Here is a 15,278-nt window from a genome sequence, read left to right as displayed (position 1 = left end):
AAAAAAAATCTTATTAATAAAAGGTTATATTTTATATTTTATATTAATTCTCTTGCAGTTTGATTGAAAATTGTTATCAGTTACTATGGTTATATGGTAGTCAATTTTAAAAGGCACAGTTTCCCCTATTGTGTTCCCTTTTCCATATGATAAATGCCACTTTTCCTTTTTTCTTAAATACAAATATTTGGATGGTCTTACTCTATGTCTGAAATGATGCTTCAAGAGCTTAAAAACAAATCTCCAACCAAACTTCTTGCGTTTGCCGAGTCACTTAACATAGAAAACGCTAACATTATGCGTAAGCAAGAGCTTATGTTTTCCATATTGAAGGTTCTTTCTAGTAGGGATATGAAGATTATAGGAGAAGGAGTTATTGAGGTTCTTCAAGATGGTTTTGGTTTTTTGCGTTCTGCTGATGCCAATTATTTAGCTGGTCCCGATGATATTTATGTTTCTCCTCAGCAGATTAGAAGTTTTTCTTTGAAAACAGGTGATACGGTTGAAGGTCCAATTCGTGCTCCTAAGGATGGTGAGCGGTATTTTGCTCTTTTAAAAGTGAATGCTATAAATTTTGATTCTCCGGAAAAAATTAGACATAAAATACATTTTGATAATTTAACGCCACTTTATCCTGATCAAAGATTTAAAATGGAGTTAGATGATCCAACACATAAGGATATATCTTCTCGTGTGATTGATTTGATAGCTCCTATTGGAAAAGGGCAGAGAAGTCTCATAGTTGCTCCTCCTCGAACGGGTAAAACAGTTCTTCTTCAAAATATTGCTCATTCTATTACAACTAATCACAAGGAGTGTTACTTAATTGTATTGCTTATTGATGAACGGCCAGAAGAAGTTACTGATATGCAGAGATCGGTTAAAGGAGAGGTAGTGTCTTCAACATTTGACGAATCTGCTACTCGTCATGTCCAAGTTGCTGAAATGGTAATTGAGAAAGCTAAGCGTTTGGTAGAACATGGACTTGATGTGGTTATATTGTTGGATTCAATTACTCGTTTATGTCGTGCTTACAATGCTGTTATACCTTCTTCCGGAAAAGTATTAACCGGAGGAATTGATGCTAATGCACTTCAACGTCCAAAGAGATTTTTTGGAGCAGCAAGAAACATAAAAGAAGGTGGTTCTCTCACCATAATTGGTACGGCACTGGTTGATACAGGGAGTCGTATGGATGAGGTTATTTTTGAAGAATTTAAGGGTACTGGAACTTCTGAATTCGTGTTAGATAGAAAAATAGCAGATAAGCGTATTTTTCCTGCTATGGATATTATTAAATCCGGAACTCGAAAAGAAGAGTTGTTGGTAGAGCGGCAAGATCTTCAAAAAGTGTTTATGTTACGTCGGATTGTTTCTTCTATGAGTAGTGCTGATGCTATAGAATTTTTGATAGATAAGTTAAAACAGACGAAAGATAATAAAGATTTCTTTTATTCTATGAATAAACAAAATTAGCTCTAAAGTAGGCTGTTTATATTCTTTATTATAGAAAAGATTGTTTATGGATTACGAGAGAGAAGTTATTTTTGCTTTATCAAGCGGAAGTCTTCCTTCGGCTATTGCCGTTATTCGTTTATCTGGATCTGCATGTTTTCAGATTTGTGAACTTATTTGCAAGAAGAATAATCCTTTGCCGCGCGTAGCATCTCTAAGAAATTTTTTTGGTAAAGATGGTCGTATACTAGATAGAGGTTTGTTGATTATATTTCCCTCACCGGAGTCGTTTACGGGTGAGGATTGTGCTGAGTTACAAGTTCATGGTGGTCCTGCTGTTGTACGTGCTATTTTGGAAGAACTATCTAAAATACCAGGTTTACGTCACGCAAATCCAGGAGAATTTTCTCGTAGAGCTTTTGAGAATGGAAAAATTGATTTACTTGAAGTAGAAAGTTTAGCTGACTTAATTTCTTCTGAAACCGAGATGCAACGTCGTCTTTCTATAGAGGGAATATCTGGAAATTTATCTAATTTATATAATAAATGGACAGATAAACTAACTTTTGCGCGTGCTTTCATAGAAGCTGATTTGGATTTTTCAGATGAGGAAGATGTGCAGTCTTTTTCCTCTGAAAAAATTTGGAAAGAAATATCTTCGCTTAGAAATGAAATTTCTTCTCACATATCTCAAGGCAATTTAGGAGAAATTATTCGTGACGGTTATAAAATTGTTATTTTAGGTCATTCTAACGCAGGCAAATCTAGTTTATTTAATGCTCTTGCAAAAAGAGATGTTGCCATAGTTACTGATATTCCTGGAACGACACGTGATATTCTTACAATAGACTTAGATTTAGATGGATATCTTGTAAAAATATTAGATACTGCGGGTATTCGTGAGACGGAGAATATAGTTGAAAAAGAAGGTATTAAAAGAGCATATCTTGAGATAGAAAGTGCTAATTTAATTCTATTATTGCAAGAAATTTCTTTAAAAACAGAAATTTCTTTTCCTAAAAATACTGATTTTATTTTTATAGGAACAAAAAAAGATATTCATCCTAATGTTTCCGATGGATATGATCACCTTATATCCGTTTTTACGGGAGAAGGTTTAGAAGAATTAATAGATAAAATAAAAGAAATTCTTTCTAATAAATTCAAAAAAAATTCTATGTCTATTCCAAGCCAAAAAAGACATTTAGACAATTTGTTTCAAGCTAAAGAATTTTTAGACAGAGCTTTAAATCAAAAAAACGATGATTTGGATGTTATTGCTGAAAATTTACGATTATCATCTATTTCTCTTGGGAAAATAACAGGAAAAATTGATGTGGAACAACTACTTGACATTATCTTTGCAAAATTTTGTATTGGTAAGTGATTGTATCACTTGTAGTGAGGTAAAGTATGTTAAAAAAATATTATGATGTTATTGTTATTGGGGGAGGACATGCTGGTTGTGAAGCAGCAGCAGCAGCAGCACGATTGGGTTCTGATACGGTACTGATAACCCATAAAATTTCTACTATAGGATCTATGTCGTGTAATCCAGCTATTGGTGGCATTGGAAAGGGACATCTTGTCAGAGAAATAGATGCTTTAGATGGTTTGATGGGGCGTGCTGCCGATGCTTCTGGCATACAATTTCGTATGTTAAATCTCAGAAAAGGACCAGCAGTACGTGGACCACGAACTCAGGCAGATCGAGACCTATATCGTTCGGAAATTCAAAAAAATATTTTTTCATACAATAATCTTGATGTTATTGAAGGTGAAGTAGTTGATTTTAATATAAAAGAAAACAAGATCAGTTCTGTGGTGATAAAAAATACTGGTATATTACGTTGTGGTACAGTGATTTTGACTACGGGAACGTTTTTGAGAGGCGTTATTCATATAGGAAATTTCAAAACTCCAGCTGGTAGAATAGGTGAGCCTCCATCAAATTCTATTTTTAATAGTCTTATGAAATTTAATTTTAAAATTGGACGTCTTAAAACTGGAACCCCTGCTCGTCTTGATGGAAAAACTATTTCTTGGGAAAAAATTGCAAAACAATCTGCTGATAAAAATCCAATTCCTTTTTCTTTTATGACTGATAAAATTACTAATACTCAGATTGAGTGTGGAATAACCAGGACAACTTCAGAAACACATCGTATTATTTCCGAAAATATAAAATATTCTTCAATTTATTCAGGTAATATTAACTCTATTGGTCCGAGATATTGTCCATCGATAGAAGATAAAATTATGAGATTTGGAGAACGCGATGGACATCAGGTTTTTTTAGAACCTGAAGGGCTTCATACAGATGTGGTATATCCAAATGGCATATCTACTGCTTTACCAGAAAAAATACAGCATCAATTTGTTCGCACAATTCCAGGATTAGAAAAAGTCAAAATTATTCAACCAGGATATGCAATTGAGTATGATTATGTGAATCCGCAAGAATTATACCCAACTTTAGAAACCAAAAAAATTTCAGGATTATTTTTGGCTGGACAGATCAATGGGACAACAGGATATGAAGAAGCTGCTTCTCAAGGATTGGTTGCTGGAATAAATGCTGCTCGTAAATCTAATAATTTGGATTGTGTTAGTTTTAGTCGTACTAACTCCTATATTGGAGTTATGATAGACGATTTAACATCTAAAGGTGTTCTTGAGCCCTATAGAATGTTTACTTCTCGTGCGGAATATCGTCTTTTCCTTCGAACGGATAATGCTGACAATCGTTTAACTCCTTTTGGTATAGAATTAGGATGTATTGGAAGAGAACGAAGAGAACGTTTTAAAAAATATAGACAAGAGTATAACTTGGCGAAAAATCTTTTGAAATCTTTGGTTTTAACCTCTCAAAATACCTCTCATCTTTCTATTCCTCTAAAACAAAATGGAAAAATACGCACTGCATATGATTTCTTATCTTATCCAGATTTTTCTATTATAAATCTTTCTTTAATATGTTCTGATTTTTGTAAATTTTCTCCAAGTATCCTTGAAAAGATTAGAATCGAATCTTCTTATGAAATTTATACGCAGAGGCAAAGGACAGAAGCAATAGATATTCAACGTGAAGAAAAAAGACTTATACCAGATCATTTTGATTATTCATCTCTTCCTGCTCTTTCAAATGAATTAAAAGAAAAACTATCTCGTATAAAACCGTTTAATTTATCTCAAGCTTCAAAAATTGATGGAATGACTCCTGCGGCTTTGAATTTGCTATTAATATGTATTAAGAAAGGATTTTCTAAAAAATAAGAAAAATTATTTAAAATAAAACATAATAATTTAAGAAAAAATATACTATATTTGATCTTTTTTTTTGAATCATTATACTGTTTTCACGTGAAACACCAAAAAGAACATAGGTATCTTCTATGACTTTTTAAGTAGATTTAAATTATCAATTTGGGATTGTCGTATACAATAGATTTTTTAAAAATATAAAAATAAAGATGGACTGTATTTTTCAGTTTGAGTGTTTTTTTGTTTTTTTTGGAAGTATATAAGCGGTTTTTCCTAGGGTTTTAATTTCTATTCATATCGCTGAATCTGGTCAAAGATAGGTTGATTTCATTACAATAATAAAAAATCTTGTTTTTGCATGTTATTTTTTAGATAATTAAGACATAAAATACAGTTTTTCCTTGCCTTATTTAACAATCTCCTGCATTATTTAATAAATGCATAAAATATAAGTTTTTCTGGGATGGCTAAAAATCATGACAGTAAGGCGTTTTTCTATAAAGAAGGATTAATTATAAATCAGAAATTAATAAGAAACGATGTCGTTAAGATTTTTCTCTTATAAAACATGAAAATATGATTCTTTTATTTTAAAAATTTCTCGTTTTAAAACGTATTTTGGTGTCTAAAATATATAAAGGATATATGATGAAAGAGGGAAACAGTCGTATTATTACTATAGCCAATCAAAAAGGTGGAGTTGGTAAAACTACAACAGCCATTAATCTTTCTACTGCTTTAGCAGCTATTGGGGAAAATGTTTTATTGATAGACTTGGATCCTCAAGGTAATGCAAGTACTGGTTTGGGTATTGAATTATACAAAAGAAAATATTCTTCTTATGAAATATTAGTTGGAAAAAATAGTTTAGATCAAGTCCTGATCAAAACATCTATTCCAAACTTGTCAATTATTCCTTCTACTATGGATTTATTAGGAATAGAAATGAAAATAGGTAGGGAAAAAGATAGAATATTTCGTCTTTCTAATGCTTTATCTGTAAAGTCAATCCATAATTTTTCTTATATTTTATTGGATTGTCCTCCTTCTTTTAATCTTTTAACTATGAATGCTATGGCAGCGGCAGATTCAATATTGGTTCCACTTCAATGTGAGTTTTTTGCATTAGAAGGATTAAGTCAGCTCTTGGAAACTGTTGAAGAAGTTCGTCGTACAGTAAATCCAATTCTTGATATACAAGGAATTGTATTAACTATGTTTGATTCGCGAAACAGTTTGGCTAGACAAGTTGTTTCAGATGTACGAAAAAACCTTGGAGAAAAAGTATATCAAACCATAATTCCAAGAAATGTTAGAATTTCTGAGGCTCCTTCTCACGGAAAACCTGCTATTGTATATGATTTAAAGTGTACAGGGAGTCAGGCCTATCTGCGTCTGGCTTCAGAATTAATTCGACGGGAGCGTCAGCGAAAAGAAGCTGCTTAAGGTTGAGGAAAAAGGTATGGTAAGTAGTAATAATGCCAAACGTCGACTTGGTCGTGGTCTTGCAGATCTTATAGGTGAGGTTGATCAATCTTCTGATTTTGATAAAAGTCTTTCAGAATCTCCCTCTATATCTGAACATTATGTATCAATTCAATCTATATCTCCTAGCCCATATAATCCTCGGGACTCTTTTGATTCGGAAGAACTACAAGAGCTTGCAGATTCTATCCGTTGTCATGGTATAGTCCAGCCAGTTCTTGTGCGTGAAATAGACAAGAATTCATATGAAATAATTGCTGGTGAGCGGCGTTGGCGGGCTGCTCAGCTTGCTAAATTATCAGAAATTCCTGTTATTATACGAAATATGGATGAGAAGTCTTCTCTTGAAATTGCTATTATAGAAAACGTACAACGTAAAGATTTAAACCCTTTAGAAGAAGCTTTTGGTTATGAAAAATTGATTTCTGAATATGAATATACACAAAATGATCTGGGAAAAATTATAGGGAAAAGTCGTAGTCATATTTCTAATATACTAAGGCTTTTGAAATTACCTGATCCCGTCAAAGAAATGCTTTCAAAGGGAGATCTTTCGTTAGGACACGCTCGAGCCTTGATTTTGACGGCTAATCCTTTGGCTTTAGCTGAAATTATCGTTTCTAAAAAAATGTCAGTACGTGATACGGAGGAATTGGTAAGAAAGGCGGAGAATAGAGAAAAAAATATAAGAAATTCTTTAAAAGCTGATGCCAGTAAAAGTTCTGATTTAATGATATTGGAACGCAGTTTATCTGATAGACTTGGTTTGAAAGTTTCCATAGAATGTAAAGATGACAAGGGTCAAGTGCGTATTAAATATAAAACGATCGCACAACTAGATGCAATATGTTCTCTCTTAGAAAAAAATTGAGACAGATTGGATCTGTTGTTGTATTTTTCTTGAAGAGATAAAAATATATTAGTTTGATTGCATCTCTCTTTTTCCTGAATAGAGATTTTATCTCTGCAGTTTTTTGTCGGCTGTTTGAGCAATGAGTAAGATAATTTGAGAAGTTATGCTTTTTTCAAGTATGGGTTTTTTTCTTATTAATTGGATTCCTTTATCTATTTTATATAAAAATATTTCCACTATGTTTTGTTGCCAGATTTGCAAAGATTTTTGTAGTAGTAATTTCCTCTTATGAAAACCATGTTTTTCAAATTTCTGTATTATTTCTATAAGAGATTCACCTGAACATATAGTTTCGATATGCATTTTATCAAGAAGTTGAAATTTTCGAAAACATCCATGCAACAAGGAATATGCTGGCATTTTTGATGAAAAAAATTTCTCAACTAGAAAAGTTGACTTGCGGACATCTCCGCATATAGCAGCATTGACAGTTTCTTCAATGTATAAAGTATTTGTATCGCTAATTATATCTTTTACGTGTTCTTCTTGTATTAAAGTTTCTTCTAGGCAATAAGATGAGAGTTTTTGCAGTTCATTTCGAGAAGCGATACGGTCTCCTCCTAAATGAGAAAGCAATATTTGATATGCTTCCTGTGATATACGACGTTTTTTAGAAAGGAGTTCCTCCTCAATCAAAGAGATGAGAGTTCGTTGGTTATCAGGATAACAAGATATAGAAAGGACAGAGGATTTTTTTTCTCCTATTTTCCTAAGACGCATATCTTTCTTTAATTCTTTTGATTGGATGATAATAAAATTTTTATTTAGATTTTTTGCAATAATTTCTTCCAAAGAATCTAAAATTTTTTTTTCATTTAATGCATTTTCAATCAGAATGACTTTCTTTTTATTAAAAAGATTAATTGAATTTACTTCATTCCATAATTTTTCTGGATTTTTTTGGATCTCGAAAGAATTTAAATTAACCAATGAGAAGGGATCATCGTAAGAGACACCTATTTTTTCCTTTAGTTTATTAATTAGTTCAGATATTAGTCCTTTATCTGATCCATGAAAAATAAACATGAAGTAGGAAGAGAGGAAATTATTGAAGGATTTTTTTTCAAATTCATAAGATTTTATTGTAACCATTAAATTAATCTATAGTTTTTAAAAAGCTTATAACATCGATACGAATGTTCTCCGCTAATTCTTTAGAAGTTTTTTCCTCTGTATCTTTAACAATACGAATCTTAGAAAATTCTTGATTTGAAAAATCAAACAAAGAATTTGCGTGTATATGCCCTTTATAAATTATCTCTCCATCAGATGCTTTTTGTAAAGAATAAACTGCTTGTAGATTAATGCGCCCTACTTTACCAAATAAACCATTATTACTTATATTGCTATTGCCTCTACGGGTAACACTCATATTGAGTTTGTATTTTCCTCTAGTAAGTTCAGGGGACATGAGAAAAATTAAGCGATCTCGAACTGCTTTTTCGATATAATCAGAGGCTTGTGATATTTCTATAGTATGGATATACCCTTTATCATTCCTTTTTTTGTAATAATACAAAGGATAAATTTGACAACTGGTGAGATAAAGACAGTTGCAAAAGACGAATATTGTGCAAATTATATATTTTTTTCTAAATAACAATGTTAACAATCCTCTGTGGTACAATTATCACTTTTTTCGGAGTTTTTCCTTTTAAAACCTTTTTTATGGTTTCTAAATTTAACACAGCTTTTCTGATAAAATCATCATGCGCATCTTTTGGTACTTTGAGTTGAGTGCGTTTTTTCCCATTTATTTGAATAGGCAGTATAATATCCATTTCTGTTACCAGAAAATGGTCAAATTGTGGCCATTTTTGATGTACTACTAACCCTGCATTTCCTAAAAGTTTCCAACAATCTTCTGCAAGATGGGGCATCATTGGAGACATGACAAGTATTAATATTTCTACAGCTTCTTTTACAGCCGATTTAAATGTTTCATCACAATTCCCTTTTGCCATTTTTATAAGCGGTTTTTCCAGAATGTTCATTAATTCATGGATATGAGCGACAGCTTTGTTAAAAGAAAGTTTCTCATAATTTTCCTCCATGAGCTTTAATGTTTTGTGGGAAGATTGAGAAATATATAATTCTTTGGATTCCTTTGTAGATTTTGGAGAAACCTTCTGTAATTCAGTTTTTGCATTGTTAATTAAACACCAAATATGCTGTATAAATTTATGCACAGAATCTACACCGGATCTTGACCATATCATATCACGATCGGGTGGAGAATCTGATAAAACGAATAAACGAGCTGTATCAGCCCCATAAATTTTTATGATTTCTTCTGGATTTACTATATTTTTCTTTGACTTTGACATTTTTTCCAAGGGACCAATAATCACTTTAGAATTATCGGATATTCGAAAAGCGCAACGCTGTCCGTCTATCTCCTTTAAACATATTTCTTCGGGAGTGAAATACTTCTTTTTTGCACCATCTAATTGGTAATACACCTCGTGGATAACCATCCCTTGAGTAAATAGATTTTTAAAAGGTTCTTTAATCTTAGTATATCCAGACATGCTTAATGCACGTGTGAAAAATCGAGAATACAGTAAGTGTAAAATTGCATGTTCAATACCACCGATATATTGATCAACTGGCAACCAATAATCCGATAAGTGTCTATCTATAGGAGTTTTCGCATGAGGCGATATAAAGCGCATATAATACCACGAAGAATCTAAGAAGGTATCCATAGTATCTGTTTCGCGTAGAGCTTTTTCTCCGCATTTTATACAAGAAACTTTCTTCCAGGTCGGATGATGGTCAAGTGGATTTCCGCGAATATTGAAATCTATATCTTCTGGTAATTTTACAGGCAAATTTTCTTTGGGAACTTCAACAATTCCGCATTTTTGACAGTGAATAATAGGAATAGGACAACCCCAATAGCGTTGGCGCGATATTCCCCAATCTCGCAAACGGAAATTAACTTTTCTTTTAGCTACAGGAGAACCCTTAAGCATTGTTTTCTCTAAACGCGATATAATAGCTTTAACAGCATCTGAATTTGTCATGCCGTTGAGGAAATGTGAATTAATCATGAGACCATCACCGCTATATGCTTTCTCTTCTTTGGTTGGGATTTGAGAAGGAGAAAGATCAAAATCTGGGATGATTACTGGGATAATGGGCAAATTGTATTTTTGAGCAAAATCCATATCGCGTTGGTCACAAGAAGGACATCCAAAAATTGCTCCGGTTCCATATTCCATAAGAACGAAATTGGCGACATAAACAGGTATTTCTAAGCTGGGATTTAAAGGATGTTTTACCCGGATTCCAGTATCTATGCCTTTTTTTTCAGTATTTTCCAATATGGATAAAGCAGTTCCGATTCTTTTCGTTTCAGCATAAAAATCACTTATATCGGATCTTGACCTTAATAGTTTTTTGGCGATTGGATGATCCGGAGCTATTGCTAGGAAAGATGTACCAAAAATTGTTTCAGGTCTTGTTGTATATACTAATATTTCTTCGATATTTGTTGTCGTATTGGAAACAACTTCCCAACGGATTTGTAGCCCATCAGAACGTCCAATCCAGTTTTTTTGCATAGTTTTGACTTTGGCTGGCCATTCAGGAAGGGTGTCCAGAGAATCAAGTAAATCTTGCGAAAATTCAGATATTTTCAAAAACCATTGGGTTAAGTCACGTTTCTCTATGAGAACACCAGAACGCCATCCACGACCATCAATTACTTGTTCATTGGCAAGAACAGTTTGATCTATAGGATCCCAATTGACTTTTGACTTTTTTCGGTAGACTAAACCTTGCTTTATAAAATCTAAAAACAGCAATTGTTGAAAACAATAGTAGCTTTCGTCACAAGTAGCAAATTCTCTGCTCCAATCTAAAGATAGCCCGATAGATTTGAGTTGTTCCTTCATGGTTGCAATATTGCGATAAGTCCATTCTTTTGGATGTATATCATTTTCGCGTGCAGCATTTTCCGCGGGCATTCCAAATGCATCCCAACCCATCGGATGCAGAACGTTGAGACCACGTGTTCTTTTATAGCGTGCTACCACGTCACCCATCGTGTAATTTCTGAGATGTCCCATATGGATTTTCCCAGATGGATATGGAAACATTTCAAGAATATAATGCTTCTTATCTTTTTTTGTGTTATTAGCATTAAAAACGCCGGACTTATCCCAAAGGCGTTGCCATATAAGATCGGATTTTTGAGGATTGTACTGTTTTGTTTCCATGGATTTCTCGGATAGTTAAAAAGATATTTTGGATTTCCAATACGGAGTTCTTCAGTGTTCAAGTTTATAGCATAAAAAACAGTTGCGATAGTTCTATTTTATAGAGGCGTATATTGACCCATTCTATAGAATGAATATAGGTAAGAAGCTTATGATCTTAAAGACAAGATTACAAGAAACAAGGAATAATATTTTAAAAAGTGAAGTTGTCGCACAACGTTCAAAAAATAGTGTATCTTTGGTCGCTGTTTCCAAAATGGTAGATGTTGATGTTATTCATTCTGCTTTATCTTATGGACAAACAATTTTTGCTGAAAACAAGGTAAAAGAAGCGCAGATAAAATGGTCTTCTTTGAAACAAAATTGGAATGTAGAATTAAGGTTTATAGGTTCTTTGCAATCGAATAAAGTGCCAGAGGTTATTTCTCTTTTTGATGTGATTGAGACAGTTTGTAGAGATAAGATAGCATCCTTGCTTGCTACTGAAATGGAAAAGCAAAAACGTCGTCTATCTATCTACATCCAGGTTAACACGGGCAATGAAGCACAAAAATTCGGAGTTAGACCCAAAGATACAAAAAATTTTTTTCACTTATGTCAGGAAAAATATGGACTAAAAGTTGAGGGATTGATGTGTATTCCGCCTATAGAGGAAAATCCAGGACCTCATTTCTGCTTGTTATCCAATATTGCTAGAGACTGTGGACTTAAGAAACTGTCTATGGGAATGACTAAAGATTTCGGTACAGCAATTGCATTTGGCTCTACCAGTGTACGGATAGGATCTGGTATATTCGGAGATCGCCCTCTAAAATGCAATTAAGATCGCGATATTTGAAGATATTATACCTTAGGAAAGAAAGACAAATATATCTTTAAAGAGCAAAAAACGAATTACTAACGATGATAAAAAGTCATCAAGTGTAGAGAAACGATAAAAACACTATTAGAGATTAACGAGAAGAAAATATTTTTGACATTTCCTCTATGCTATTTTTTCCTGGATGATTTTTCGCACTCTTCTTGACTTCCATATCAAGATCAATCTGGGAGCAGAGACTTAACGTTACGGGATCCATAGGGGTTAAATTTGGGGAATTCCAGTGAGTACGAGTACGAATTTGCTCAATAGTCGACTTTGTAGTTCTAACCAGACGAGTAATTTGTGCGTCCTTGAGTTCAGGATGATTGCGTACGAGCCACAATATGGCGTTTGGTCTATCTTGACGTTTTGATACGGGAGTATACCGAGTCTTGCGTCTATTAGAGGCTGTTACATAAACTTTTGGTTCAGAAATTTTTAGTTTATAATTTTTGTCTTGCTCTCCTCGTGCTATTTCATCACGCGAGAGCTGACCAGCAGAAACGAGATCAACTCCTCTGATGCCTTGAGAAGCCTCTCCATCTGCAATAGCCTTGACTTCCAAAGGGTGGAGATCACAAAAATCCGCTATCTGTTTGAAGGTAATAGATGTATTCTCTATAAGCCATACAGCACTGGCTTTGGGCATCAAAGGTCTTTGAGCCATTTGTTGTTGATCTCCTCGTAGAACAAAGATAGAAATAATATTGAGAAAAATAAAGCTAGAAAAACTTCTAAAGAGTATAACAGAGAAGGTGCCAAAAGGACAATATTAATTTTATCATTCTTAAGTTAGGAGTTAAAAGCAATCCAATCCATTAGAAAGTATAAATACAGTTTTTACCAGCAAGTCTATAATATTTTTCATGTTTTAAGTATTTTAAGCGAATCGGCTAAGAGTCTGAAAAGTTTTTCCAATGAGGTAAATTCTATTTTTATGAATTTTATATAATTTGTCACAAAAGGTGAACTAATTTTTAACTTTAATAGATGATTAATGAGATATGCTTTTGGGTGAGGTAAGACTTGGGTTCAGTTCATCTCACAAACTCGAAAATATGGGTTTTTTATGTCTGGAAATGTAGCAGTAGTTATAGAAAGCGATAAGGAAAAAAAGTTTAATTTCCTTTATTGGTTAAAGAAAAAATTAATGGTAATGAGTGGGTTCTTATTGATTCTTATCCTCATCTCCGTTGTTTTAGTTTTGGCTACCTGGGATGTATATGATCCTAGCTATTCATATGCTACAAGCAATCCGCCGAAAAATTTCATGGGATATGGTGGGGCTATCTTTTCTGACATTATTATTCAGTGTTTTGGTCTTGCGAGTGTTATAGCGCTGTTCCCTCCTGCCATATGGAGCTTAACACTATTGTCGGGTAATAAGGTTGAACGTTTTTCGAAACGCTTCAGTGCTTGGATAGCCAATTTTTTTATCTCGGCGGCTTTTCTTGCTTCTTGTACGCCATCTCCATTTTGGCCTATCCAAAATGGATTTGGTGGGATCATTGGGGATATGATCATACGTCTTCCTATCTTGTTTATTGAAAGCTATCCAACAGCAATGGGAGACTTTTTGTTTAATATGGTATTATTATGTACCACGATTTCTCTCACGTTTTTTGCTTCCGGAACTATAGGTCGTCGTGTTGAAGATGAGATTCTCTATGAGATCAAAGATAATCTGGAAATTACACAAAGAGATCAGGAGGAATATATAAAAGGATCTTTGATATTGGGTGCTTTGGAACATGTTTGGTATGTGTTAAAAGCACGGGTTTTTAGGGTTTTTGGGGTGAGAAGTCTTTTTTCTTCTTCCCGAAAAAAAGATCATAATTTTGATTTATATTCTCATTTTAATAGTGACAGGATAGAACCCGTCCTGGATGAAAGTCTTTCCGATATCAAAGATTCTGATCAAGCGTCAAAAGTTAAACAAACCGAGAGACCACAAGAAAATTCTTTTCAGGATGTTGATGCTATCTTTCACTCTGATTCAGAGAATATCAATGACATGGGAGAATTTTCTCTTCCTCCCAAAACGTTGCTTTCTAGGCCCAAATCTTTTGTTTGTGGCACCAAGTTGTCTCCGGATGTTATGCGGCGTAACGCTTGTATATTAGGAGGCGTATTAGGGGATTTTGGCATTCAAGGAGAAATTATTAATATTCGTCCTGGGCCTGTTGTTACCCTTTATGAATTGGAACCTGCTCCCGGCATTAAATCATCGCGTATCATTGGTCTTGCCGATGATATATCCAGGTCTATGAGTGCTGTTTCAGCACGTGTTGCGGTGATACCAGGGCGTAATGCCATAGGAATTGAGCTTCCTAATGATGTGCGTGAAACTGTTTTGTTAAGAGATTTAATCTTTTCAGATGTTTTCCAAGGAAATAAATCAGCTCTTGCTATAGCTCTTGGAAAAAACATTGAAGGAGAGCCAATAGTTGCTGATCTAGCTAAGATGCCGCATCTTTTGATAGCTGGGACTACCGGTTCAGGAAAGTCGGTGGCGATAAATACTATGATTTTATCCTTACTTTATCGGATGACACCAGATAAATGCCATCTTATTATGATTGATCCGAAGATGCTGGAGCTTTCTGTTTACGATGGAATACCTCATCTCCTTACCCCGGTTGTCACTGATCCGAAGAAAGCTGTTACGACACTAAAATGGTTGGTAGGGGAAATGGAAGAGCGCTATCGAAAAATGTCGAAAGTAGGTGTGCGAAATATTGATGGCTTTAATATGAAAATCGCACAGTCTTGTAATGCAGGTAAGAGTATAAATCGTACAGTTCAGACTGGATTTGACCGAAAAACTGGTGAAGCAATTTATGAAACGGAACAATTAGATCTTCGGCATATGCCATATATTGTTGTTGTAATAGATGAGATGGCAGATTTAATGATGGTTGCCAGGAAAGATATTGAAGGGGCTGTGCAACGTCTTGCCCAGATGGCGCGTGCAGCAGGAATTCATGTCATTATGGCAACGCAGAGACCCTCAGTAGATGTGATTACTGGTACGATTAAGGCAAATTTTCCAACGCGGATTTCTTTCCAGGTC

General features: G+C 34.1%; 10 protein-coding genes and 1 pseudogene. 7 read left to right on the top strand and 4 right to left on the bottom strand.

The annotated features are described in order from the left end of the window. The first annotated feature begins 204 nt into the window (after nucleotides 1-204). The 5 genes from rho (at nucleotide 205) to H0G72_RS02320 (ending at nucleotide 7,075) form a co-directional block, all read left to right on the top strand. On the top strand, nucleotides 205-1,476 hold the full coding sequence (rho, locus tag H0G72_RS02340) for a transcription termination factor Rho (RefSeq protein WP_182017185.1): 1,272 nt from the start codon (nucleotides 205-207) through the stop codon (nucleotides 1,474-1,476). Between the two features lie 46 nt (nucleotides 1,477-1,522). Next, complete coding sequence (mnmE, locus tag H0G72_RS02335; RefSeq protein WP_182017184.1) at nucleotides 1,523-2,842, top strand: tRNA uridine-5-carboxymethylaminomethyl(34) synthesis GTPase MnmE; 1,320 nt, start codon at nucleotides 1,523-1,525, stop codon at nucleotides 2,840-2,842. Nucleotides 2,843-2,868: 26 nt separating this feature from the next. Next, nucleotides 2,869-4,731, top strand: a complete 1,863-nt coding sequence (gene mnmG, locus H0G72_RS02330) for a tRNA uridine-5-carboxymethylaminomethyl(34) synthesis enzyme MnmG (RefSeq protein ID WP_182017183.1) — start codon at nucleotides 2,869-2,871, stop codon at nucleotides 4,729-4,731. A gap of 636 nt (nucleotides 4,732-5,367) precedes the next feature. Beyond that, complete coding sequence (locus H0G72_RS02325; RefSeq protein WP_182017200.1) at nucleotides 5,368-6,165, top strand: ParA family protein; 798 nt, start codon at nucleotides 5,368-5,370, stop codon at nucleotides 6,163-6,165. Nucleotides 6,166-6,181: 16 nt separating this feature from the next. Beyond that, nucleotides 6,182-7,075, top strand: a complete 894-nt coding sequence (locus tag H0G72_RS02320) for a ParB/RepB/Spo0J family partition protein (RefSeq protein ID WP_182017182.1) — start codon at nucleotides 6,182-6,184, stop codon at nucleotides 7,073-7,075. A gap of 87 nt (nucleotides 7,076-7,162) precedes the next feature. Here H0G72_RS02320 and holA read toward each other — a convergent pair whose 3' ends face one another. The 3 genes from holA to leuS all read right to left on the bottom strand — a co-directional run bounded on the left by holA (nucleotide 7,163) and on the right by leuS (nucleotide 11,343). Beyond that, nucleotides 7,163-8,209 carry a DNA polymerase III subunit delta gene (gene holA, locus H0G72_RS02315; RefSeq protein ID WP_182017181.1) on the bottom strand — a complete coding sequence of 349 codons (1,047 nt, stop codon included), beginning with the start codon at nucleotides 8,207-8,209 and terminating at the stop codon, nucleotides 7,163-7,165. Nucleotides 8,210-8,213: 4 nt separating this feature from the next. Continuing rightward, nucleotides 8,214-8,489: a hypothetical protein gene (locus H0G72_RS02310; protein WP_182017180.1), complete on the bottom strand. Its 276-nt coding sequence runs from the start codon at nucleotides 8,487-8,489 to the stop codon at nucleotides 8,214-8,216. A gap of 220 nt (nucleotides 8,490-8,709) precedes the next feature. Further along, the gene (gene leuS, locus H0G72_RS02305; protein ID WP_182017179.1) at nucleotides 8,710-11,343 is read right to left on the bottom strand and encodes a leucine--tRNA ligase; all 2,634 of its coding nucleotides are present in this window, start codon (nucleotides 11,341-11,343) and stop codon (nucleotides 8,710-8,712) included. A gap of 151 nt (nucleotides 11,344-11,494) precedes the next feature. Between leuS and H0G72_RS02300 the strand changes: the two genes are divergently transcribed. Continuing rightward, nucleotides 11,495-12,166, top strand: coding sequence for a YggS family pyridoxal phosphate-dependent enzyme (locus H0G72_RS02300; protein WP_182017178.1), 672 nt, complete (start codon nucleotides 11,495-11,497; stop codon nucleotides 12,164-12,166). Nucleotides 12,167-12,344: 178 nt separating this feature from the next. On the opposite strand, the pseudogene H0G72_RS02295 reads toward H0G72_RS02300, so the two are convergent. Further along, nucleotides 12,345-12,872, bottom strand: a pseudogene (locus H0G72_RS02295) (DUF1013 domain-containing protein); the annotation flags it as partial. A gap of 402 nt (nucleotides 12,873-13,274) precedes the next feature. On the opposite strand from H0G72_RS02295, the gene H0G72_RS02290 reads away from it, so the two are divergent. Continuing rightward, a partial coding sequence (locus tag H0G72_RS02290) for an FtsK/SpoIIIE family DNA translocase (RefSeq protein WP_259345103.1) occupies nucleotides 13,275-15,278 on the top strand: 2,004 nt, incomplete at its 3' end.

The organism is Candidatus Liberibacter sp. (assembly GCF_014048425.1).
In the GTDB taxonomy this organism is placed as follows: Bacteria; Pseudomonadota; Alphaproteobacteria; order Rhizobiales; family Rhizobiaceae; genus Liberibacter.
Note: the sequence above shows the minus strand (reverse complement) of the source record. Positions and strands in the feature narration are given on the sequence as shown.

What these genes read in the sequence shown, in the direction of transcription:
- mnmG (WP_182017183.1), top strand. Translation starts at nt 2,869, where the DNA reads ATGTTAAAAAAATATTATGATGTTATTGTTATTGGGGGAGGACATGCT.
- H0G72_RS02320 (WP_182017182.1), top strand. Translation starts at nt 6,182, where the DNA reads ATGGTAAGTAGTAATAATGCCAAACGTCGACTTGGTCGTGGTCTTGCA.
- H0G72_RS02325 (WP_182017200.1), top strand. Translation starts at nt 5,368, where the DNA reads ATGAAAGAGGGAAACAGTCGTATTATTACTATAGCCAATCAAAAAGGT.
- holA (WP_182017181.1), bottom strand. Translation starts at nt 8,209, where the DNA reads ATGGTTACAATAAAATCTTATGAATTTGAAAAAAAATCCTTCAATAAT.
- H0G72_RS02300 (WP_182017178.1), top strand. Translation starts at nt 11,495, where the DNA reads ATGATCTTAAAGACAAGATTACAAGAAACAAGGAATAATATTTTAAAA.
- H0G72_RS02310 (WP_182017180.1), bottom strand. Translation starts at nt 8,489, where the DNA reads ATGAGTGTTACCCGTAGAGGCAATAGCAATATAAGTAATAATGGTTTA.
- mnmE (WP_182017184.1), top strand. Translation starts at nt 1,523, where the DNA reads ATGGATTACGAGAGAGAAGTTATTTTTGCTTTATCAAGCGGAAGTCTT.
- leuS (WP_182017179.1), bottom strand. Translation starts at nt 11,343, where the DNA reads ATGGAAACAAAACAGTACAATCCTCAAAAATCCGATCTTATATGGCAA.
- rho (WP_182017185.1), top strand. Translation starts at nt 205, where the DNA reads ATGTCTGAAATGATGCTTCAAGAGCTTAAAAACAAATCTCCAACCAAA.